Origin of the sequence: Blastococcus sp. HT6-30, assembly GCF_039729015.1 — a bacterium.
GTDB lineage: Bacteria > Actinomycetota > Actinomycetes > Mycobacteriales > Geodermatophilaceae > Blastococcus.
Genome location: NZ_CP155792.1, coordinates 3368864 through 3391139, shown reverse-complemented (window position 1 = coordinate 3391139; position 22276 = coordinate 3368864). Strand labels below are relative to the sequence as shown.

The window sequence follows — 22276 nt, the reverse complement described above, 5'->3', positions numbered from 1 at the left end:
CCTCCGCCGTCGGTAGGGGCCGTTAGTGATCACGCTAGCCCTACGGGAGGATGGCCCCGTGGTGCGACGAGCTGAGCAGTGGCAGGCGGTACCCGCATGATCGAGCGTTACACGCTCCCTGACATGGGCCGGGTCTGGAGCGATGCCCACAAGTACGAGCTGTGGTGCCGCGTCGAGACGCTGGTGCTGGAGGCGCACGCCGCCGCCGGCCGCGTCCCGGCCGACGTCGTGGAGCCGGTGCGCAACGCGCCCCCGCCCACCGCCGAACGGGTCGCCGAGATCGAGGAGACGACGCAGCACGACGTCATCGCCTTCCTCACGGCCTGGGCGGACAACACCGAGCCCCGCTCGGCCGCGGCCTTCGTGCACCACGGGATGACCTCGTCGGACCTGCTGGACACCGCGCTGGCCGTGCAGCTCACCGAGGCCACCGACATCCTGCTGGCCAAGGCCGACCGGCTGGTGGCGGCGCTGCGCGACCACGGGCTGGCCCACCGGGGCACGATCAAGGTCGGCCGCACCCACGGCGTGCACGCCGAGCCGGACGTGTGGGGCCACCGGGTCGCCGACCTGGCTTTCGCCGCCGCCCGCTCGCGGGACCGGCTGCGAGCCGCCCGCGAGCGCGTCGGCGTCGTCGCCATCTCCGGCGCCGTCGGCACCTACTCGCTGATCGACCCCTCGGTCGAGGTCGCCGTCGCCGAGGCGCTGGACCTGCAGCCCGCCGACGCCTCGACCCAGGTGGTGCTGCGCGACTCGATCAGCGAGTGGATCTCGGCGCTGGCCATCATCGCCACGGTCTGCGAGGCGGTCGCCCTCGAGGTGCGGCACGGCCAGCGCACCGAGGTGCGCGAGCTGTCCGAGGCGTTCGGCTCGGGCCAGAAGGGCTCGAGCGCGATGCCGCACAAGAAGAACCCGATCCGCTCCGAGCGCATCGCGGGGCTGGCACGCGTCGTCCGGGCGGCCGTCGTGCCGGTCATGGAGGGCATCCCGCTCTGGCACGAGCGGGACATCTCGCACTCCTCGACCGAGCGCGTGTTCCTGCCCGACGCCGCGATCACCACCGACTACCTGCTGCACCTCACCGCCGGGCTGGTCGAGAACCTCGTCGTGGACGCCGACCGCATGCGCGCCAATCTGGAGTCCACCGGCGGGCTGATCTACACCTCCTCGGTGCTGCTGGAGCTGGTGGAGAGCGGGCAGTCCCGCGAGGACGCCTACGCGCTGGTCCAGTCGGCGGCGATGGAGACGTGGAGGTCGGGCGTGCCCTTCCGGGACACCCTCCGCGCCCGGGCGGGGGAGTCCGGCGTTCCGCTGGACGAGGCGCGGCTGGACGAGATCTGCCGGCCGGAGAAGTACGTGGCCAACCTCGGTCCGCTCTTCGACCGGCTGGCTGCGCTGTCGTGATCGAGCTGCCGCTCGTCGCGCGGGGCAAGGTGCGGGAGATCTACGACGCCGGCGCCGACCGGCTGCTCCTGGTCGCCTCCGACCGGATCTCCGCCTACGACCACGTGCTGCCGACGCCGATCCCCGACAAGGGGAGGGTGCTCACGCAGCTGTCGGTGTGGTGGTTCGAGCAGCTGACGCCGGTGCTGGCCTCGTTCGGGGCCTCGCACCACCTGGTATCGGCCGCGGACGTGCCCGCCGAGGTCGCCGGGCGGGCCATGCTCGTGCGGCGGCTGGAGATGCTGCCGGTGGAGTGCGTGGCCCGCGGCTACCTCTCCGGCTCGGGGACCAAGGAGTACGAGCGCACGGGGTCGATCCGCGACGTCGCCCTGCCCGCCGGCCTGGTCGAGGGCTCGCGGCTGCCGGAGCCGGTGTTCACGCCGTCCACCAAGGCCGAGGTGGGCGCGCACGACGAGGCGATCGACTTCGCCGCCGTCGTCTCGGCGGTGGGCGCCGCCCGCGCGGAGGAGCTCCGCGAGCTGACGCTGGCGCTGTACCGCCGGGGCGCCGAGATCGCGGCCGAGGCGGGCATCGTGCTGGCCGACACCAAGTTCGAGTTCGGGCTGGCCGGGGTCTCCGTCGTCCTGGGGGACGAGGTGCTCACCCCCGACTCGTCCCGGTTCTGGCCGGCCGACACCTGGTCGCCGGGTGCGGTGCAGCCCTCGTACGACAAGCAGTTCGTGCGCGACTGGCTGACGTCGTCCGGCTGGGATCGCGTCTCGGAGCCGCCCGAGCTCCCCGCCGACGTCGTCGCCGCCACCCGGGAGCGCTACGTCACCGCCTACGAGCAGCTGACCGGCACCTCCTTCGCCTGACGCCCGACGAGATCGGCGATCTCGGCCCCATGAGCGCGCCGATGGGGGCGACAACGCCGATCTCGACCGGGCCTGTGGACGGCGGCCGCGGCAGGTGCGCCCACTGGGGCACCCTGCCGCGGTGCCGAGCCGACGCGTGCCCACCCGACTCACCGGACCCGCCACCCGTGCGATGGCCCGAGCCGCCGGGATCATCGACAAGCAGCTGCGGCACCGGGAGGTCGCGCGGCTCTCGCGGGACACGTACGCGCCGAGGGCGTTGCTCGGTGCGCTGCGGACGAGGTTGCCGGCGGTGCTGCTGACCGCTCCACCCGGCACCGTGGTCAGCCACCTCACCGCGGCCGCGCTGTGGGTCCTCGAGATCCCGCTCGAGCCGCGGTCGGACCCGCGGGCGGACCTGATGGTGCCGCTCGCGTCCAGGGCCGAGAGCCGTGCCGACCGGCGCATCCACCGCAGCGATCTCCCCCCGGACGACGTGACGCTGCGGTCGGCGCTACCGGTGACGACGCCTGCCCGCACGTGGCGGGACCTCGCCGCGGTGCTGCAGCCGCCGGCCCTCCTGGCGGTCACCGACCAGCTGCTCGACGGCAGGTGCACGCGAGCGGACCTGGCGGAGCAACTGGCGCGGCGCCCCACCGGTCGCGGCTGCGCCCGTGCCCGGGCGGTGCTGCCGGTGGCGGATGCCCGGTCGGAGTCACCGATGGAGTCGGTGCTGCGGTGGCTCGTCCACGACGCCGGTCTCCCGGCGCCCGTGCTCCAGCACCGGGTCCGCGACCCGGGAGGAGGCCTCCTCGGTCGAGCGGACCTGGCGTGGCCGGACCGCAAGGTGCTGGTCGAGTTCGACGGCGACGTGCACCGCGACCGGGACGTGTTCGTGGCGGACCTCCGGCGTCAGAACCGGCTCGTCGCGGCTGGGTGGACGGTGCTGCGCTTCACCTCCGCGGACCTCCTGGGCCGCCCTGACCAGGTGATCGCGGCGATCCGGCGGGCCCTGCGGTGACGAGATCGGCGATCCGGCCGGCATCAGGCCCGCGATGGGGGCGAGATCGCCGATCTCGCCGGGGAGAGGGGGGTGGGGAGACGAGGGTCACCTGGAGTGCGGACGGTCGCCGGTCGGGGACCGGTACCCTCGTCGACGTGCCGCGGGTGATCGTCGACGTCGTCCTGAAGCCGGAGATCTCCGACCCCCAGGGTCAGGCGGTCCTCGGCGCGCTCGGCCGGCTCGGCCACGACTCGGTGCGGAGCGTCCGCCAGGGCAAGCACTTCGTGCTCGAGGTCGACGGGACCCCGGACGAGGCCGAGCTGCGGCAGATCGCCGAGACGCTCCTGGCCAACCCGGTCATCGAGGACGTCGAGCTGCACCTCCCCACCGACTGAGAGAGACCGCTGTGCGCATCGGAGTCATCACCTTCCCGGGCTCCCTGGACGACGTCGACGCCGCGCGGGCGGTGCGCCTGGCCGGTGGCGAGCCGGTCGTCCTCTGGCACGCCGATCACGACCTCAAGGACGTCGACGCCGTCGTCCTCCCCGGTGGCTTCTCCTACGGCGACTACCTCCGCGCCGGGGCGATCGCGGCCCGCGCGCCCCTGATGCAGGATGTCGTCGACCGCGCGAAGCGGGGGATGCCGGTGCTCGGCATCTGCAACGGCTTCCAGGTGCTCTGCGAGGCCGGCCTGCTGCCCGGCGCCCTCACCCGCAACAGCCACCTGCACTTCCGCAACCGCGACCAGGTGCTGGTCGTCGAGCGCGCCGACACCTCGTGGACCGCCGACTACCAGACCGGCCAGCGCATCGTCATCCCGGTGAAGAACGGCGAGGGCCGCTACGTGGCCGCCGACGCCGATCTCGACCGGCTGGAGGGTGAGAACCGGGTCGTGTTCCGCTACGTCGACGGCAATCCGAACGGCAGCTCCCGCGACATCGCCGGCGTCACCAGCGCGGACGGCCGGGTGGTGGGGCTGATGCCGCACCCCGAGCACGCGATCGAGGACCTCACCGGCCCGTCGACCGACGGGCTCGGCTTCTTCACCAGCGTCCTGAAGGCGGTCGTGAACGCGTGAGCGAGGACAGGACGGCGGGGCAGGCGAGCGCCACCGCGGGGCTCTCGGACCTCGACACCGGCCCCGGTCGGCTCGGCAACCGGCTGGACACCGTCGACCTGGCGGGGAGCACGCCCGGCGACGAGCAGCCCTACGCAGAGCTGGGCCTCAAGGCCGACGAGTACACCCGGATCAAGGAGATCCTCGGCCGCCGGCCCACCACCGCCGAGCTGGCCATGTACTCGGTCATGTGGAGCGAGCACTGCTCCTACAAGAGCTCCAAGGTGCACCTGCGCCGGTTCGGCGACCTGCCGCCCAGCGACGCGCTGCTCGTCGGCATCGGCGAGAACGCCGGCGTCGTCGACGTCGGCGACGGCTACGCCGTCACCTTCAAGGTCGAGAGCCACAACCACCCCAGCTACGTCGAGCCCTACCAGGGCGCGGCCACCGGGGTGGGCGGCATCGTCCGGGACATCCTCACCATGGGCGCCCGCCCGATCGCCGTCATGGACTCGCTCCGCTTCGGCCGGGCCGACGCCCCCGACACCGCCCGGGTGCTGCCCGGCGTCGTCGCGGGCGTCGGCGGCTACGGCAACTGCCTGGGCCTGCCGAACATCGGCGGCGAGCTGCTCTTCGACGACTGCTATGCGGGCAATCCGCTGGTCAACGCGCTGTGCGTCGGTGTCATGCGGCACGAGGACGTCCGGCTGGCCAAGGCCGAGGGCGTCGGCAACAAGGTCATCCTGTTCGGTGCGCGCACCGGCGGTGACGGCATCGGCGGCGTCAGCGTGCTGGCCAGCGAGACCTTCGACGCCGAGGGCCCGGCCAAGCGGCCGAGCGTCCAGGTGGGCGACCCGTTCACCGAGAAGTTGCTCATCGAGGCGTGCCTGGAGATCTTCGCCGCCGAACTCGTCACCGGCATCCAGGACCTCGGCGGCGCCGGGCTGTCCTGCGCCACGTCCGAACTGGCCAGCGCCGGCACCGGTGGCATGCACGTCGACCTGGACACCGTTCCGCTGCGGGACAGCACCCTGACGCCCGCCGAGATCCTGATGAGCGAGTCGCAGGAGCGCATGTGCGCGATCGTCGAGCCGGACAAGGTGGACGCCTTCCTCGCCGTCTGCCGCAAGTGGGACGTGCTGGCCACCGTCATCGGTGAGGTCACCGACGGCGACCGGCTCACCGTCGACTGGCACGGCGAGCGGATCGTCGACGTGCCCCCGCGGACCGTCGCCCACGAGGGCCCGGTCTACGAGCGCCCCATGACCCGCCCCAGCGACCTCGATGCGCTGCAGGCCGACGACCCCGCCCGCCTGCCGCGGCCGCAGAGCGGCAGCGAGCTGCAGGCGCACTGGCTGGCCGTCGTCAGCAGCCCGGACGGCGCGGACAAGACGTGGGTCACCGAGCAGTACGACCGGTACGTCCGCGGCAACACGGTGCTGGCGCAGCCCGACGACGCCGGTGTGGTGCGCATCGACGAGGAGAGCAACCGCGGCATCGCGCTGTCCCTCGACGGGAACGCGCGCTACGCCCGGCTGGACCCGTACACGGGAGCCCAGCTGAACCTGGCCGAGGCGTACCGCAACGTCGCCGTCGCGGGGGCGAAGCCGCTCGCCGTGACCAACTGCCTGAACTTCGGCTCGCCGGAGGAGCCCGAGGTCATGTGGCAGTTCGCCGAGGCGGTCCGCGGCCTGGCCGACGCCTGCCGCGAGCTGGGCCTGCCCGTCACCGGCGGCAACGTCAGCCTCTACAACCAGACCGGCGACGTCCCGATCAACCCGACCCCGGTCATCGGCGTCCTCGGCGTGCACGAGGACGTCCGCACCCGGGTGCCCACGGGCTGGCGGACGCCGGGGGAGACGGTGCTCCTCCTTGGCGCCACGCGGCCGGAACTCGGCGGCTCGGCCTGGGCGAGCGTCGTGCACGGCCACCTGGGCGGGAGGCCGCCGGCCGTCGACCTCGCCGCCGAGCGTGCGCTGGGCGACCTGCTGGGTGCGCTCGGCCGGGAGGGCCTGATCAGCTCCGCGCACGACCTGGCTGACGGTGGTCTGGGGCAGGGGCTGGCCGAGTCGGCGCTGCGCCACGGCGTGGGTGCCCGGCTGGAGCTCGGCGACGACCCGTTCACCGCCCTCTTCAGCGAGTCCACCGCGCGAGCGGTGATCACGACGTCGGACCCCGGCGGCGTGAAGACGACCGCGCAGTGGGCCGGTGTGCCCGTGACGGAACTCGGGACGACGGGCGGGGACGCGTTGTCCCTCGACGGCGTGCTGGAGCTGCCGCTGGCCGAGCTCCGATCCGCCTGGAGCGCCACGCTGCCGGCCCTTTTCGGATCACCCGAGGTGGCCGTCGGCTCCGTTCCGGCGGGCACCGTACCGACCAGCTAGAGCAGGAACGGTGGCAGGAGCAGCCCCGATTCCGGCCGAGGAGCTGCGCGCCGCGGTGGACCCGGTGCGGGCGTGGCTGGCCGGGGAGGCGGAGCAGCCGCCCCGGGCGGTGCTCGGCGCGGCGGTGAAGACCAGCGCGCGCTGGCTGGCCCAGCAGGTGCCGGGCCGGTCGGTGGAGCTGCGGGTGCCGCCGCACGTCGCCGTCCAGTGCGTGGAGGGGCCCCGGCACACCCGCGGCACACCGCCGAACGTCATCGAGACCGATGCGGCGACCTGGCTGCGGCTGGCCACCGGACAGGTCACCTGGGGCGAGGCTCTGGCCGAGGGAAGGGTCAGCGCCAGCGGCAACCGGGCCGACCTGTCCGGCCACCTCCCCCTGCGTCCGCTCCGCTAGGGACCCTCCGTCCAGGAGGTCCCCGGCGAAAGCACGACGGCGAGGACCCCCGGAAGGGATCCCCGCCATCGCGGGTGGGTCAGGTGGTTCAGCCGGTGAAGAGGGCGCTGGCCGCCTTCACCGTGTTGTAGAGGCCGTAGACCAGCGGGATGCCGACCAGGGTCCAGGCGAAGGCCACCAGGCCCTTGGAGGCCCCCTGGGCCCCGCGGTCGTCAGTGCGTGCAGTGCTCATCGGGTCAGGCTCCGGTCTCCGGTCGTGGACGCCGCCTCGGGGACGTCGGTGGGCTTGGGCTCGTAGTACTTGTCGGCGACCGGCTTGATCAGCAGGTTGGCGACGAAGCCGACCGCCAGGATGCCGACCATGATGAACAGGGCGGGCCGGTAGTCGGAGGCGACCAGGTTCCCCGGCTCCCCCTGCATGTCCAGGATGCCGTTGATGATCAGCGGTCCGGCGATGCCCGCCGCCGCCCAGGCGGTCAGCAGCCGGCCGTGGATCGCGCCGACCTGATAGGTGCCGAAGAGGTCGCGCAGGTACGCCGGCACGGTCGCGAAGCCACCGCCGTAGAAGCTGATGATCACCGCGGCCAGCGCGACGAACAGCCACACGGTGCTGGCGCCGATGGTGGCCAGCCCGACGTAGAGGACGATGCCGACACCGAGGTACACCATGTAGATCGGCTTGCGCCCGATGTAGTCCGACGTGGAGGACCACACGAAGCGGCCGGCCATGTTGAACAGCGACAGCAGCCCGACGAAGCCGGCAGCGGCGGCGGCCGCCACGGCGGACGTCCCGCCCTCGCGGAAGAAGTCCTGGATCATCGGCGCGGCCTGCTCGAGGATGCCGATGCCCGCGGTCACGTTGCAGAACAGGACCGTCCACAGCAGCCAGAACTGCGGCGTCTTGATGGCGTTGTTGGCCGACACGTTCTCGGTGGTGACGAGCGACTTCTTCTTGACGGTGGCCGGGTCGAAGCCGTGCGGCCGCCAGTCGGCTGCCGGCACCCGCACGATGAGGGCGCCGAACAGCATGAAGACCAGGTAGATCGCGCCGAGGGTGAGGAACAGGAGGGCGACGGAGTTGCCGCTGGCGACCTCACCGGCCGCGCCGGTGTAGTCGTCGTCGTACCAGTTCATCAGCTGGCGGGACAGCGGCGAGGCCACCATGGCGCCACCACCGAAGCCCATGATCGCCATGCCGGTGGCCAGGCCCGGGCGGTCGGGGAACCACTTGATCAACGTGGAGACCGGCGAGATGTAGCCGATGCCCAGGCCGATGCCGCCGAGGACTCCGTAGCCGAGGTAGACCAGCCACAGCTGCTCGGTGAAGATGCCGAGCGAGCCGACGAGGAAGCCGGCCGACCAGAAGACAGCGGCGGTGGCCATCGCGGCGCGGGGGCCGTTCCTGTCCACCCACGTCCCGAACAGCGCGGCGGAGACGCCGAGCATGACGATCGCGAGCGAGAAGATGACGCCGATCGCGGTGAGGCTGGTGTCGAAGTGCTCGACGAGGGCGACCTTGTAGACGCTGGTGGCGTAGGCCTGGCCGATGCTGAGGTGCACGGCGAGGGCCGCGGGCGGGATCAACCACCGGTTGAAGCCTGGCTTGGCGACGATGCGCTCTCTGGCCAGGAAGGCGGGTAGTGCCACGGGGAGAACCTCCGGGGACGGGAACCGGTACGTCCGGTTGGACACGACCGGGACGCGCCCGACGATCTGTGATCTGGGTCGCTATCGCCCGGCACCGTACGTCTTCTTCGGGTGAATCGCGCGCTCAACATGGGCCTGTGACCGCTGCGTGGCCAGGGCACCACTCGATGTGGGCACTCGGACCGGCGGTCGAGGTGCGTCCTAGGCTGCCCCCATGGCGTACGAGGTGCGAGGCGTGGTCGCCCGCGGCAAGGGACAGCCGGTCACGGTCGAGACGATCGTGGTCCCCGATCCGGGCCCCGGTGAGGCGGTCGTGGACGTGCAGGCCTGCGGGGTCTGCCACACCGACCTGCACTACCGCGAGGGCGGCATCAACGACGACTTCCCCTTCCTGCTGGGGCACGAGGCGGCCGGTCTCGTGGCGGCGATCGGCGAGGGCGTCACCAACGTCGCCGTCGGTGACTACGTGGTCCTCAACTGGCGGGCGGTGTGCGGTGAGTGCCGCGCCTGCCGCAAGGGCCAGCTGCAGTACTGCTTCAACACCCACAACGCCGCGCAGAAGATGACGCTCGCCGACGGCACCGAGCTGTCCCCCGCGCTGGGCATCGGCGCGTTCGCGGAGAAGACGCTCGTCCACTCCGGGCAGTGCACCAAGGTCGACCCGGCCGCCCCGCCGACGGCCGCTGGTCTGCTCGGCTGCGGCGTGATGGCCGGTGTCGGCGCGGCGATCAACACCGGTGGGGTGCAGCGCGGCGAGACGGTGGCGGTCTTCGGCTGCGGCGGCGTCGGTGACGCCGCCATCGCCGGTGCGAAGCTGGCCGGGGCGACGACGATCATCGCCGTCGACATCGAGGACCGGAAGCTGGAGTGGGCCAGGCAGTTCGGCGCCACCCACACGGTGAACTCGAAGGAGACCGACGCGGTCGAGGCGATCAAGGCGCTGACCGGCGGCTTCGGCGTCGACGTCGCGATCGACGCCGTCGGCCACCCCGCGGTGTTCGAGCAGGCGTTCTACGCCCGCGACCTCGCCGGCCGCGTCGTCATGGTCGGCGTGCCGACGCCGGGCATGGAGGTCACCCTGCCGGCGATCGAGATCTTCGGCCGCGGCGGCGCCATCAAGTCCTCCTGGTACGGCGACTGCCTGCCCAGCCGCGACTTCCCGATGCTGGTCGACCTCTACCTGCAGGGCCGTTTCGACCTCGACGCCTTCGTCTCCGAGACGATCGGCCTCGGCGACGTCGAGCAGGCGTTCGAGAAGATGCACCACGGCGAGGTGCTGCGCTCGGTCGTGGTGTTCGACGAGTGACCGCGCGCATCGACAAGGTCGTCGTCCCCGGGGTCTTCTCCCTCGACGGGCAGGACTTCGACGTCGAGAACAACGTGTGGCTCGTCGGGAACGACGAGGAGGTGCTGGTCATCGACGCCCCGCACGACGCCGCTCCCATCGTCGGGGCGATCGGTGGCCGGAAGGTCACCGCGATCGTGCTCACCCACGGCCACAACGACCACATCACCGCCGCACCGGCCCTGCGGGAGGCCACCGGCGCCCCGATCTGGTTCAACAGCGCCGACCGGATGCTCTGGGACATGACGCACCCGGACGCCGCCCCCGACGAGGAGCTGCGGGCGGGCACGCGGTTCGACGTCGCCGGCACCCGGCTGGTCGCGCTGCACACGCCGGGGCACTCGCCGGGCAGCACCTGCCTGCACGCGGCGGACCTGCGCACGGTCTTCACCGGGGACACGCTGTTCTGCGGCGGCCCCGGGGCGACCGGGCGGTCGTTCAGCGACCACCCGACGATCGTGAACTCGATCCGGGCGCAGCTGCTCAGCCTGCACGGCGACACCGTCGTGCGGACCGGGCACGGCGACGACACGACGATCGCCGCGGAGCTGTCGAACGTCCGCTGAGGACAGGGTGACACGGCCCACCACCTGGGCCCGGGGGCTGAGCGGCCGGCGCCGGTACGCTCGACCCCGTGCCTCGCGGTGATGGACGGCTGACGCACGACCTCGACCCCCAGTCCCCCGGACCTCAGGACGCCTGCGGCGTCTTCGGTGTCTGGGCGCCGGGGGAGGAGGTCGCGAAGCTGACCTATTTCGGTCTGTACGCCCTCCAGCACCGCGGTCAGGAGGCGGCGGGCATCGCGGTGTCCGACGGCGCCTCGGTCGTCGTCTACAAGGACCTGGGGCTGGTCAGCCAGGTCTTCGACGAACCGACCCTCGGCAGCCTGCGCGGCCACCTCGCCGTCGGCCACACCCGGTACTCGACCACCGGGGCCTCCACGTGGGAGAACGCGCAGCCGACGTTCCGCACCACCGAGGCCGGCACCGGCCTGGCGCTCTGCCACAACGGGAACCTGGTCAACACCGCCGAGCTGGCCAGCAAGGCCGCCGACGCCGGTGTGCCGGGCGCCTTCGTGGCGACGAACGACTCCGACCTGGTCACCGCGCTGATCGCCTCCTACCAGGACATCTCGGTCGAGGCCGCGGCGATGGAGGTGCTGCCGCAGCTGCGGGGCGCCTTCTCCATCACGTTCATGGACGAGGACACGCTCTACGCCGCCCGCGACCCGCAGGGCGTCCGCCCGCTCGTGCTCGGCCGGCTCGAGCGCGGCTGGGTCGTGGCCAGCGAGACCGCCGCCCTCGACATCGTCGGCGCCTCCGTGGTGCGCGAGGTCGAGCCCGGCGAGCTGATCGCCATCGACGAGAACGGTCTGCGCAGCCAGCACTTCGCCCCGGCGGAGCCCAAGGGCTGCGTCTTCGAGTACGTCTACCTCGCCCGCCCGGACACCACGATCTCCGGGCGAAGCGTGCACGCGGCGCGCGTGGAGATCGGCCGCCGGCTGGCCAAGGAGCACCCCGCCGACGCCGACCTGGTCATCCCGGTTCCCGAGTCCGGCACCCCGGCGGCCGTCGGCTACGCCGAGGCGTCGGGCATCCCCTACGGGCTGGGCCTGGTCAAGAACTCCTACGTGGGGCGCACCTTCATCCAGCCCAGCCAGACCATCCGGCAGCTGGGCATCCGGCTCAAGCTGAACCCGCTGCGCGACGTCATCCGCGGCAAGCGGCTCGTGGTCGTCGACGACTCGATCGTGCGCGGCAACACGCAGCGGGCGCTGGTCCGGATGCTGCGCGAGGCCGGAGCGGTCGAGGTGCACGTCCGCATCGCGTCCCCGCCGGTCAAGTGGCCGTGCTTCTACGGCATCGACTTCGCCAGCCGGGCCGAGCTCATCGCCAACGGCCTGGACATCGACGGCGTGCGGGCGTCGGTCAACGCCGACTCGCTGGGCTACGTCTCCGAGCAGGGGCTCATCGCCGCGACGGAGCAGCCGGTGAACCGGCTGTGCACCGCGTGCTTCACCGGCGAGTACCCGATCCCGCTGGGTGCGCCGGAGGTGCTGGGCAAGCACGTCCTCGAGGGCATCGGCCAGCGCGCGGTGAGCGGCTGGACCGGTCAGCAGGCCGGCAGCGCCGCGGTGCCCGGCGGCGCCGAGGATGCGCTGAGGCGGCCGTGAGCTCCGAGCAGGACACCCACCCGGAGCTGACCTACGCCGCCTCCGGCGTCGACATCGACGCCGGCGAGCGCGCGGTCACGCTGATGCGCTCCGCGGTGGAGCGCACCAACCGGCCCGAGGTGGTGGGTGGGCTCGGCGGTTTCGCCGGCCTGTTCGCCCTCGACACGCAGAAGTACCGCCGTCCCTTGCTGGCCTCCTCCACCGACGGCGTCGGCACGAAGATCGCCCTGGCCCGCCAGCTGGACCGGCACGACACCGTGGGCATCGACCTGGTCGCGATGGTGGTCGACGACCTGGTGGCCTGCGGCGCCGAGCCCCTGTTCCTGCAGGACTACGTCGCCTGCGGCACGGTCGTGCCCGAGCGGATCGCCGCGATCGTCAGCGGGATCGCCGCCGGCTGCACGCAGGCCGGTGCCGCGCTGGTCGGCGGGGAGACCGCCGAGCACGGCGACCTCATGGACGCCGACGAGTACGACCTCGCGGCCACCGCGGTGGGGGTCGTGGAGGCCGATGCCGTCCTCGGCCCGGAGCGGGTGCGCAGCGGGGACGCCGTCGTCGCGATGGCCTCGTCCGGCTTCCACTCCAACGGCTACTCGCTGGTGCGGCGCGTCGTCGCCGCCACGGGGCTGGATCTCACCGCCACGCCGGCAGGGCTGGACCGCCCGCTGGGCGAGGAACTCCTCGAGCCCACCCGCATCTACGCCCTGGGCTGCCTGGCATTGGTCGAGGAGTTCGGTGTGGAGACGGTGCACGCCTACGCGCACATCACCGGCGGCGGGCTGGCCGGCAACACCGCGCGCGTGGTGCCCGGGGGGCTGCAGGCGGTGCTCGACCGCGGCACCTGGGCGCTGCCCGCCGCGGTCCGGCTGATGGAGGAGCACGGCGTGCCGCGGACGGAGTCCGAGCGGGCCTTCAACTGCGGCGTCGGCATGGTCGCCGCCGTCGCCCCCGAGCACGCCGACGCCGCCGTCGCGCTGCTCGCGGCCCGCGGGGTGCCCGCGTGGATCGCCGGCACCGTGCGGGATTGCGACGACGGCGCAGCACCGGCCGCCGAGCTCACCGGCTCGTACCGCTGAGCGGAGCGGAGCTCGGTGCCCCGCAGGGCACCGAGCTCCGCTCAGCGGCCCAGCGCGGAGCGGAGCTCGGTGAGGCGCTCGCGGTACCGCGCCACGTTCGCCATCTTTAGGTGCTCGTACCCGCGCACGATGTCGGGCAGACCGGCCAGCTCGGCCACCGTCGCCGCGGTGTCCGGGCCGAGCACCGTCAGCGCGTCGTCGACGGCGGTGACGTACTCGTCGATCAGCGCGCGTTCGGTGGCGCGCACCTCGCCGCGGCCGAAGGGGTCCAGCCGGGTACCGCGCAACCCGCGCATCGCGTAGAGGGTGCGGAAGCCGGGCCGGAACCAACTGCCGAGGCTGATCTTGCGGTCCATGCCCGCAGCGCGGAGCACCGGCGGGTGCAGCCGGTATGAGTAGGTGGCGTCCGCCCCGAACTGCTCCTTCACCCGGCGCTGGAGCTCCGGGTCCAGGGACAGGCGGGCGACCTCGTACTCGTCCTTGTACGCCATGAGCTTGTAGAGGTTGACGGCCACGGCCGCGGTGACCGGTCCACCGGTGCCCGTGGCAGCACGTTCCCGCGCCTGCACCCGCTCGAGCACCGCGACGTACCGCTGTGCGTACTGCCGGTTCTGGTAGGCCACCAACTCGTCGATCCGGCGTAGCACGAGCGCGGCGAGGGTCTCGTCGGTGAGGTCGAGCCCGGCCGCCAGTTCCCGGGCGGTGTCCGTCGGGGCGTCGCGCCGGGTGGCGTCCGCGGGCAGGACGGCCTGCAGGGCGTCGGGGTCGGCGACCAGTTGACGCCCGCGGCGGAACGCCTGCAGGTTGCGCTCGACGGCCACGCCGTTGAGCTCGATGGCCCGCTCCAGGACGTCGGCGTCCACCGGCAGCGCGCCGGCCTGGACGGCCATCCCGACCTGGAAGATGTTGGCGTACTGGTCGTCGCCGAACAGTCCGTCCACCAGGCGTCGGACGTCGCCGAGGGCGCTGTCACCGGCCCGTGTGCTCTCCAGGATGCGGCCGCTGGTTTCCTCCACGCCGGGAAAACTCGCGGTCGGGTCCGTCACCATCGCACCGGTGGGCACCGCCGAGGTCGACACTACGGCGATGGTCCGCTCCGGCGAGGTCACCTGGAGGTTGGTGGCGTTGGCGGCAACGATGAGGTCGCAGCCCAGGTACAGATCGCATTCGCCCGGAGCGACCTTGTTGGTTCCCGAGATCGGGGACGTCGAGAGCTTGATGTCGGAGACCACGGCGCCGCCCTTCTGCGCCATGCCCATCTGGTCCAGGCTGCGGACGTACATCCCGGCCATGACCGCGGCCGTCGAGATGATCTGCGCCGTGGTGACGACGCCGGTCCCGCCGATGCCGGTGATCCGCAGGTTGTAGTCCGCGGGGTCCACCTTCAGCGTCGGGCGGGGGAGGTCCGCGGCCTCGAGTGTTCCGCGGTCCTCGCGCTTGACCGCCGACCCGGGGACCACGCTGAGGAACGAGGGGCAGTCGCCGTCCAGGCAGGAGAAGTCCTTGTTGCACGACGCCTGGTGGATCTGGGTCTTGCGCCCGAACTCGGTGTCGACCGGCTGGACGGAGAGGCAGTTGGACGTGGTGCCGCAGTCGCCGCAGCCCTCGCACACCCGTTCGTTGATGAACACCCGCTCGACGGGCTCGGCGACCTTGCGGCGCTTGCGCTTGCGGCGCAGCTCGGTGGCGCACTCCTGGTCGTGGATGAGGACGGTGACGCCCTCAACCCCGGCCAGCTCCTCCTGCGTCTCGATGAGCCGGTCCCGGTGCCGGACCTCGACTCCCTTGGGCAGCCGCACGCCCTTGTAGCGGTCGAGGTCCTCGGTGGTGACGACGACACGCGACACGCCCTCGGCGAGCAACTCGGCGACGATCTCGGGCACCGCCATCTTGCCGACCGCCTGCTGCCCTCCGGTCATCGCGACCGCGCCGTTGTGCAGCAGCTTGTAGGTGATGTTCGAGCCCGCCGCCACCGAGGCACGGATCGCGAGGCTGCCGGAGTGGTGGTAGGTGCCGTCGCCGAGGTTCTGCAGGAGGTGGCGGTGCTCGACGAAAGGCGCCATGCCGATCCAGGCCACGCCCTCGCCGCCCATCTGGGCCAGCCCGGTGATCGTGCCGACCCGCTCCTCCGGCATGAACGAGGCCAGCGCCGAGCAGCCGATGCCGGCGCCGACCAGGGACCCCTCGGGCACCGCGGTGGAGCGGTTGTGGGGGCATCCGCTGCAGAAGAACGGCGTGCGATTGACCATCGGCAGCAGCGTGCGGACCGGCCGGGCCGGCGCCGAGGACCGCTCGAGCCAGGCCGCGACCGGAGCCGATCCGGTCCGCGCCACCAGTCGCGGCGCCAGTGCCTTGGCGATGACCTCCGGCGGCAGGTCGGCGTCGGCGCGCAGCAGTTGGGCGCCGTCCGGGCCGCGCTTGCCGTACACGGCAGGGGCGCCCGCGACGCCGTAGAGCAGGTCCTTGACCGCCAGCTCGACGAAGGGTCGCTTCTCCTCGACGACGACGATCTCCTCGAGCCCGTCGGCGAACTCGGCGAGGATGCGCGGCTCCACCGGGGAAACCATGCCGAGCTTGAGGATCCGGATCCCGGAGCTGGGGAGGTCCTCGGCGGGGATGCCCGTCATCGCGAGGGCCTGGAGGACGTCGAGGTAGCCGGCGCCAGCGGTGACGATACCGATCCGGGCGGTGGGATCGCCCTCGATCCGGTTGAGGCCGTTGGCGTAGGCGTAGCGGAGCGCGAGTTCCGGGCGAGTCGTGGTGAGGGTCTTCTCGAGCTCGGCCAACGTCGGCTGCAGGAATCTCGCGGTGACCTGGTGCCGGTACTCCGCCCCGTCGACGGTGCGGTCGGGGAACACCGGTTCGACCTGGTCGGTCTGCACCACCGCGGTGCCGGCCCCGTCGACGACGTTGGTCGCCAGCTTCAGCCCCGTCCACAGGCCGCTGAACCGGGAGAGGGCGATCCCGTGCAGACCCAGGTCCAGGACGTCCTGGGGGTCGCTCGGGGAAAGCACCGGCATGCCGATCTCGGCCATGGCGGTCTCGGAGCTGCTGGGCACCGTCGAGGACTTGGCGATCGAGTCGTCACCGACGAGTACGAGCACGCCCCCGGTGGGGGCCGCCCCGCCCAGATTGGCGTGCCGGAGGGCGTCCGTGGCCCGGTCCAGGCCTGGCGCCTTGCCGTACCAGATCCCGACGACACCATCACAGGTCATGTCGCCGACGGAGGAAGCCAGCTGGGACCCCTGCACCGCGTTGGCGCCGAGCTCCTCGTTCACGCTCGGCTTGAACACCACTCGGTGCTGTCCGAGCAGCGTCGCCTGCCGGGAGAGCTCCAGGTCGAAGCCCGCCAGGGGCGAGCCCTCGTAGCCGGAGATGAAGGTGGCGGTGTCAAGCCCGTTGCGCCGGTCGAGCCGGTTCTGGTCGAGGATTATCCGGACGAGGGCCTGCAGACCCGAGAGGTAGATCTCTCCATCGCGCAGCTCGTAGCGGTCCTCGAGGCGCACGGGCCGGCCGGCGGTGACGGTCATGAAAGCTCCCAAAAATGGTTCCCGCGCTGCGCTGACCGGCACCGCGTTCGGTAGGTTCACCAATATGCATGTCTGGGAGGACCGATGTCTGTGGTCCATCCGCCAAAATCGCTCCAGTGATCCACTGTCCCCCTCGTGAATTCCACGACCAGCTCATGACCGGGCCGTCGTGGGCGCCGGTGGCCGACCTGTGCGCCCGGGTGCGAGAGGACCTGGACGGTCTGGCGCGCGACTCCGTGACCACCATCCGTCGCGACCTGCCCGCGTATGCCGTGGTGCCGTTCGAGGAGCACCTCGTGGCGGTGACCGAGCAGCAGCGGCGTCGCCTGGATGCGCTGGCCGGGCGGCGTCTGCTGGCCGACGACGATCTGCAGCGAGCCGCCGCCCTCGCTCGTCGGCGAGCGCGCCAGGGCATTCCGGTGGACGTCCTCATCGGCGCCTACCACCTGGGCGACCAGCGGCTGTGGCGCGCGCTCTGCCGGGAGCCGCGGTCGGCGGCGCCCCTGCTGCCCGAGGTGGCCGGCCTCATGCTCAGGCTGCTGCACGCCATCTCCACGGTCCTCGCCTCCGCGCACGGAGACGTCAGCCGCGAGCTGCAGACCCATCGGGTGACGCTCTCGCATCGCCTGGTGGAGCTGCTCCTCACCGGCCGGCACGATGCCGAGGCGTCTCGCACGGCTGATGCCTTGGGAATGGATCCGCACGGCACCTACGTCGCCGGCCTGTGGCGGCGGTCCACCAGCGAGGTGGTGCTCCCGCCGGAGCTCCGCCGGGAGCTGGACCGGGTGGCGGTGCCGCTGGTGTACTCCTACCAGGACGGCGCGCTCGTGATCGTCGTGGAGGGCGTCGGGCAGGAGTGGCTCGACCAGCTCGCCATTCGCCTGCCGCTGGGCGGGCACGTCGGAATCGGCCTGCCTCGCAGTGGCCTGCCGGGCGCGGCGCTCAGCCTGGGCGACGCCCGCTTGGCCCTGTCGGCCACCTCGGACGGACGTCCGGTCGCCCGGTTCGCCGACGTGTGGGCTGAGGCGTGCCTGCTGTCGGAGGCGGCCCGGCTGGAGCCGCTGATGACCGGGGGGCTGGAGACCGCGGCGGCGCATACGCACCTGGCGGCGACCGTCCTCGCGTTCGCCGAGGCGGACATGTCGGTCGCCCGTACCGCGCAGGAGTTGCACCTCCACGCGAACTCCGTGACCTATCGGCTCCAGCGCTGGGCGCGGCTGACCGGATGGGACCCGCGGACGTTCGGCGGCCTGGTGAAGTCGGAGGCCATCTGCCGGCTCGCGCTCAGAGGAAGCTCTCGATGACCGCCAGCCCGGCCATGACATGGCCGCGCACGATGGTTTCCGCCCGATCGCCGTCCCGGTCCCGGATGGCGTCGTAGATCAGCTGGTGCTCGTCCAGTGCTACGGCGAGAGTTTCATCCGAGGTCACGGCGGCGGCCTCGATGTTGAAGAAGTACGACAGGTTGCTGGTCGCCAACGACTGCATTCGGCGGTTTCCTGCGGCCGCCAGGACGGCGTTGTGGAAGTCGGCGTTGGTCTCGACGACCCTCGCCCGATTGACGTCCTGGTCCCGCGACGTCCGTGCGTGGTGGTTCAAGCTTTCGGCCAGCTCTGCCAGCGCCTCGCGGCTGCACCGTTCGGCGGCCAGGCGGGCGGCGTAGCCCTCGAGGGCTGCTCGGACTTCGTAGATCTCGCGGACCTCGGGGAGCGTGAACTCCCGGACCATCAGGCCGTGCCGGGAACGGACCGCGAGACCGTCCTTGACGAGCCGGACCAGCGCCTCGCGCACAGGCGTGCGGCTGGCGCCGAGTTGGGCCGCGATCTCGGTCTCCACGAGCCGTGGCCAAGCTCGACCCGGCCTTCGCCGCGGCGGGCGAGACCTTCGCCGGCGCCATCCACGTCACCTCCGACGCCAGTGGTAACTCAGAGCTGTTCACCAACGAGCTGGCACAGCGCTGCGGCGGCTTGGGCGTGGAGTTCCGGCTCGGCGTGACCGCCCAGGGCTTCGTGACCGATGGCGACCGGGTCACCGGCGTGCGGACCGACGCGGGGCTCCTCACGGCGGACAACTACGTGCTCGCGCTCGGCATCCAGAGCCCGTTCCTGGCGAGGACGGCGGGGCAGCGGCTGCCGATGTACCCGGCGAAGGGCTACTCGCTGACCGCCGACGTCGTGGATGCCGACGCGACCCCCGCCGTCGGCGGCGTGGACGAGGCGACGCTCGTCGCCTGGTCGCGCTTCGGTGATCAGCTGCGGATCTCCTCGACGGCCGAGTTCGCCGGATTCGACCGGGACTGGAAGTACTCGGACTTCTCCAACATCCTGAAGACCGGGCGCGAGTTGTTCCCGACCGCCGTGGACTGGGAGCGGGCCCGGATGCGCTCGTGCATGCGGCCGATGACCCCGGATGGCCCGCCGATCGAGGGTCGGGGCAAGCAGCGCAACCTGTATTACAACACCGGCCACGGGCACATGGGCTGGACGATGGCGTGCGGCTCAAGCCGGATACTGGCCGACGTGGTGGCCGGCCGGCCTCCCGCGCTGGACACGACGCCCTTCCAGGTGCGCTCGCACCGGGTCGCCGCCTGACCGACCGCCCGGCCGCCGGACGACGGTGCCCCGCACACCCGCGGTGTGCGGGGCACTGTCGTGTCACGAGAGGCGCGCGTCCACGCTCGGCAACGGCGCGGCCCGGGCGGAACACCACGACACCGCTGCCCCAGAGGGCCGCGGTGTCGTGGTGTCAGACTGAGGAACCGCAGGTCAGCGGCTGGCCGGCCAGTCGTCGTCGTCGGAGTCGTCGTCCGCCCAACGATCGGCGTACGTGTCGTCCTCGTCCTCGTCGTCGTCATCAGCCGCGCTGGGCGCGGTGTAGGTCGACGACGAACCGGCCAGCTCGCGCTGAAGCGCGGTGAGGTCGGTGTTCGGTGAGCTGTACTTGAGCTCACGGGCCACGCGTGTCTGCTTGGCCTTCGCTCGGCCGCGCCCCATCGGCTCGACCCCCTCGTTACGGAGTGCGGTGGACCAGCCAAGCGGCTGATGCGGCCCGCGTGGCGACCCCGACTGAGTGACAATGTCTCGGACAACATTACGACACGGATCCGCGGCGGGCACACGCCCCTCCCGCGGCCCCGTCCAGGGCGCCGCCCCGGGCTTGCGAGGGGTGGCGAGGACGGGGTCCTTTTTTCAGCGTGGGAGCCGGATCGTGGCGAGCCGGCCGACCGTGCGCATCCGCTCCTCGGCCAGCCGATCGGCGGCCACGGAGGGGGAGACGCCCTCGGCGTCGGCGAGGGCGAACACCCGCAGCGCCACGTCGAAGATGCCCGAGGCCTTGGCCTGCGCGCGGTCGAAGGAGAAGCCGTGCCGCTCGTCCTCCACCTGCATGACCCCGCCGGCGTTCACGAGGAAGTCCGGTGCGTAGAGGACGCCGCGCTCGCTCAGCCGGTCGGCCATCGCGGGAGTGGCCAGCTGGTTGTTGGCCCCGCCGCAGACGATCCGGCCCGGCAGCACCGCGACGGTCTCCTCGTCCAGCGCCCCGCCCAGCGCGCACGGCGCGTAGACGTCGTGCGGGGTGCGCACCAGGGTCTCGGTGTCGGCGACCGCGCCGATCTCCGGATGCCGCCCCTGCAGCCGCTCGACGGCGGCCGGGTCGACGTCGGTGACGACCACGTCGGCGCCGTCGTCGACGAGGTGGTCGACCAGCCACGAGCCCACCTTGCCCACACCCGCCACGGCGACGGTGCGCCCGGCGAGCGACGGGGAGCCCCAGCAGTGCTGCGCGGCCGCACGCATCCCCTGGAACACGCCGTAGGCGGTGAGCACCGAGGAGTCGCCGCAGCCGCCGTAGGCCTCCGACCGGCCGTGGGCGAACCGCGTCTCCCGGGCCACGACGTCGAGGTCGGCGTTGTAGGTGCCGACGTCGCAGGCGGTCAGGTAGCGGCCGCCCAGCGACTCCACGAACCGGCCGTAGGCGCGCAGCAGGGCCTCGGTCTTGTCGGTGCGCGAGTCGCCGATGATCACGGCCTTGCCGCCACCGAGGTCGAGGCCGGCCAGGCTGTTCTTGTACGACATGGCCGCCGACAGCCGCAGCGCGTCGGCCAGGGCGGCGTCCTCGCTCGCGTAGGGGTGGAAGCGCGTGCCCCCCAGGGCCGGCCCGAGGGCCGTGGAGTGGATCGCGATGATCGCCCGCAACCCCGACTCGGGGTCGCTGCAGAACACGACCTGCTCATGACCGGATGCCAGGACGTCCACGTCTGGAGCCTAGAACGCCGTGCGGCGGTCGCCCGGCCGGTGGACTCCGGCGACGTCGTCACCCTCGGGGGCGCCGACCGCGGGCGGGAGGGGCATGATCCTGGGCGGACCGGACGCGTGGGCTCCAGGCCCCGCGAGCACAGGAGGACTCTCGATGGCCGCACCCAAGCGACTGCTGGCGCTCGCCCTGGCGGCGCCCCTGCTTCTCTCCGCCTGCACCACGGACAGCGCGGGTGACGGTGGCGACGGCGGCTCCGGCGGCTCCGGCGGTGGAGCCGGCGCTGAGGGCGACCTGGTCTTCTCGGTGGTCACCCACGGCTCGGCCGGGGACGCGTTCTGGGACGTCGTCCAGAACGGCGCCGAGGCCGCTGGGGAGGACCTGGGCATCGACGTCGACTACCAGAGCGACGGCGACCCGCAGCGGCAGGCGCAGCTGATCGACGCCGCGGTGAACCAGGACGTGGACGGCATCGTCGTCTCGATGGCGAACCCCGACGCCCTGCAGGGCTCGATCGAGGACGCGGTCGAGGCCGGCATCCCGGTGGTCACCATCAATTCCGGCGGTGGCCGTTCCACCGAGTTCGGCGCCATCGGCCACGTCGGCCAGGACGAGGCCATCGCCGGGCAGGGCGCCGGCCGGCGGCTGGCCGAGGACGGCGCCCAGAACGTGCTCTGCGTCATCCACGAGGCCGGCAACATCGGCCTGGAGCAGCGCTGCGCCGGCGCGGCCGAGGGGCTGGGCGGCGGGATCAGCACCGTGCAGGTCGACATCAACGACCTGCCGGGCGCGCAGTCGACGATCGCCTCGCAGCTGCAGACCGACCCGTCCATCGACGCCGTCCTGGCGCTGAACTCGGCCGTGGCGGCCGTCGCGGTGGACGCGGCCCAGGACGCCGGCTCGGACGCCCAGGTGGCCACGTTCGACCTCAACGCGGACGTGATCAGCGGAATCCAGGCCGGCGACATCGCCTTCGCCGTCGACCAGCAGCAGTTCGAGCAGGGCTACCTGCCGGTCGTGATGCTGAAGCTGTACGTCGAGAACCTGAACACGGTCGGTGGTGGCCAGCCCGTGCTCACCGGACCGGCCATCGTCGACGCCGAGAACGTCGACGAGATCGCCGACCTCGCCACGGCCGGCACGCGCTGAGCACCCGGGAGGCCGCGGCCCCGGCGGACC

The 22276-nt window shown here is 72.3% G+C and carries 20 protein-coding genes; 14 read left to right on the top strand and 6 right to left on the bottom strand.

Annotated elements, in window-relative coordinates; all coding sequences use genetic code 11:
• Nucleotides 1-96: 96 nt before the first annotated feature.
• The 7 genes from purB (at nucleotide 97) to ABC795_RS16365 (ending at nucleotide 7075) form a co-directional block, all read left to right on the top strand.
• Entirely contained in the window at nucleotides 97-1404 is a 1308-nt protein-coding gene (purB, locus tag ABC795_RS16395) for an adenylosuccinate lyase (protein WP_347058242.1), read from the top strand.
• Nucleotides 1401-2258 carry a phosphoribosylaminoimidazolesuccinocarboxamide synthase gene (locus tag ABC795_RS16390; protein WP_347058241.1) on the top strand — a complete coding sequence of 286 codons (858 nt, stop codon included), beginning with the start codon at nucleotides 1401-1403 and terminating at the stop codon, nucleotides 2256-2258. The genes purB and ABC795_RS16390 overlap by 4 nt, the downstream gene beginning before the upstream one ends.
• Before the next feature lie 121 nt (nucleotides 2259-2379).
• A complete protein-coding gene (locus ABC795_RS16385) occupies nucleotides 2380-3258 on the top strand; it encodes a DUF559 domain-containing protein (RefSeq protein ID WP_347058240.1) in 879 nt (292 codons plus the stop codon).
• Between the two features lie 137 nt (nucleotides 3259-3395).
• Nucleotides 3396-3635: a phosphoribosylformylglycinamidine synthase subunit PurS gene (gene purS, locus ABC795_RS16380; protein WP_269192549.1), complete on the top strand. Its 240-nt coding sequence runs from the start codon at nucleotides 3396-3398 to the stop codon at nucleotides 3633-3635.
• A gap of 11 nt (nucleotides 3636-3646) precedes the next feature.
• Nucleotides 3647-4318: a phosphoribosylformylglycinamidine synthase subunit PurQ gene (gene purQ, locus ABC795_RS16375; protein WP_347058238.1), complete on the top strand. Its 672-nt coding sequence runs from the start codon at nucleotides 3647-3649 to the stop codon at nucleotides 4316-4318.
• Nucleotides 4315-6681: a phosphoribosylformylglycinamidine synthase subunit PurL gene (purL, locus tag ABC795_RS16370; RefSeq protein WP_347058236.1), complete on the top strand. Its 2367-nt coding sequence runs from the start codon at nucleotides 4315-4317 to the stop codon at nucleotides 6679-6681. The genes purQ and purL overlap by 4 nt, the downstream gene beginning before the upstream one ends.
• 10 nt (nucleotides 6682-6691) lie before the next feature.
• Nucleotides 6692-7075, top strand: a complete 384-nt coding sequence (locus ABC795_RS16365) for a sterol carrier family protein (protein ID WP_347058235.1) — start codon at nucleotides 6692-6694, stop codon at nucleotides 7073-7075.
• 88 nt (nucleotides 7076-7163) lie between these two features.
• Here the strand turns inward: ABC795_RS16365 and ABC795_RS16360 are convergent, their stop codons facing one another.
• Nucleotides 7164-7307 carry a hypothetical protein gene (locus ABC795_RS16360; RefSeq protein ID WP_347058233.1) on the bottom strand — a complete coding sequence of 48 codons (144 nt, stop codon included), beginning with the start codon at nucleotides 7305-7307 and terminating at the stop codon, nucleotides 7164-7166.
• On the bottom strand, nucleotides 7304-8722 hold the full coding sequence (locus ABC795_RS16355; protein ID WP_347058232.1) for an OFA family MFS transporter: 1419 nt from the start codon (nucleotides 8720-8722) through the stop codon (nucleotides 7304-7306). Before ABC795_RS16355 ends, ABC795_RS16360 begins: the two co-directional genes overlap by 4 nt.
• Nucleotides 8723-8936: 214 nt before the next feature.
• Between ABC795_RS16355 and ABC795_RS16350 the strand changes: the two genes are divergently transcribed.
• From ABC795_RS16350 to purM, 4 genes are all read left to right on the top strand, one after another.
• Nucleotides 8937-10028, top strand: a complete 1092-nt coding sequence (locus tag ABC795_RS16350) for an S-(hydroxymethyl)mycothiol dehydrogenase (RefSeq protein WP_347058230.1) — start codon at nucleotides 8937-8939, stop codon at nucleotides 10026-10028.
• The gene (locus ABC795_RS16345; protein WP_347058229.1) at nucleotides 10025-10633 is read left to right on the top strand and encodes an MBL fold metallo-hydrolase; all 609 of its coding nucleotides are present in this window, start codon (nucleotides 10025-10027) and stop codon (nucleotides 10631-10633) included. Before ABC795_RS16350 ends, ABC795_RS16345 begins: the two co-directional genes overlap by 4 nt.
• A 68-nt stretch (nucleotides 10634-10701) precedes the next feature.
• Nucleotides 10702-12240 (top strand): amidophosphoribosyltransferase, encoded by a 1539-nt coding sequence (gene purF / locus ABC795_RS16340; RefSeq protein WP_347058228.1) that lies wholly within the window; start codon nucleotides 10702-10704, stop codon nucleotides 12238-12240.
• Nucleotides 12237-13316 carry a phosphoribosylformylglycinamidine cyclo-ligase gene (gene purM, locus ABC795_RS16335; RefSeq protein WP_347058227.1) on the top strand — a complete coding sequence of 360 codons (1080 nt, stop codon included), beginning with the start codon at nucleotides 12237-12239 and terminating at the stop codon, nucleotides 13314-13316. Before purF ends, purM begins: the two co-directional genes overlap by 4 nt.
• A 41-nt stretch (nucleotides 13317-13357) precedes the next feature.
• Here the strand turns inward: purM and ABC795_RS16330 are convergent, their stop codons facing one another.
• Entirely contained in the window at nucleotides 13358-16846 is a 3489-nt protein-coding gene (locus ABC795_RS16330) for an indolepyruvate ferredoxin oxidoreductase family protein (protein WP_347058226.1), read from the bottom strand.
• A 155-nt stretch (nucleotides 16847-17001) separates the two neighbouring features.
• On the opposite strand from ABC795_RS16330, the gene ABC795_RS16325 reads away from it, so the two are divergent.
• Entirely contained in the window at nucleotides 17002-18150 is a 1149-nt protein-coding gene (locus tag ABC795_RS16325; protein ID WP_347058224.1) for a helix-turn-helix domain-containing protein, read from the top strand.
• Here ABC795_RS16325 and ABC795_RS16320 read toward each other — a convergent pair.
• Nucleotides 18131-18682, bottom strand: a complete 552-nt coding sequence (locus ABC795_RS16320; protein WP_347058223.1) for a GntR family transcriptional regulator — start codon at nucleotides 18680-18682, stop codon at nucleotides 18131-18133. The two genes, ABC795_RS16325 and ABC795_RS16320, sit on opposite strands and share 20 nt — an antisense overlap.
• Before the next feature lie 5 nt (nucleotides 18683-18687).
• On the opposite strand from ABC795_RS16320, the gene ABC795_RS16315 reads away from it, so the two are divergent.
• Entirely contained in the window at nucleotides 18688-19437 is a 750-nt protein-coding gene (locus ABC795_RS16315; RefSeq protein WP_347058222.1) for an FAD-dependent oxidoreductase, read from the top strand.
• A gap of 174 nt (nucleotides 19438-19611) precedes the next feature.
• Here the strand turns inward: ABC795_RS16315 and ABC795_RS16310 are convergent, their stop codons facing one another.
• Nucleotides 19612-19839: a DUF3073 domain-containing protein gene (locus ABC795_RS16310; RefSeq protein ID WP_347058220.1), complete on the bottom strand. Its 228-nt coding sequence runs from the start codon at nucleotides 19837-19839 to the stop codon at nucleotides 19612-19614.
• Between the two features lie 195 nt (nucleotides 19840-20034).
• A complete protein-coding gene (locus ABC795_RS16305; protein ID WP_347058218.1) occupies nucleotides 20035-21099 on the bottom strand; it encodes a Glu/Leu/Phe/Val dehydrogenase dimerization domain-containing protein in 1065 nt (354 codons plus the stop codon).
• A gap of 154 nt (nucleotides 21100-21253) precedes the next feature.
• Between ABC795_RS16305 and ABC795_RS16300 the strand changes: the two genes are divergently transcribed.
• On the top strand, nucleotides 21254-22246 hold the full coding sequence (locus ABC795_RS16300) for a sugar ABC transporter substrate-binding protein (RefSeq protein ID WP_347058217.1): 993 nt from the start codon (nucleotides 21254-21256) through the stop codon (nucleotides 22244-22246).
• Nucleotides 22247-22276 lie beyond the last annotated feature (30 nt).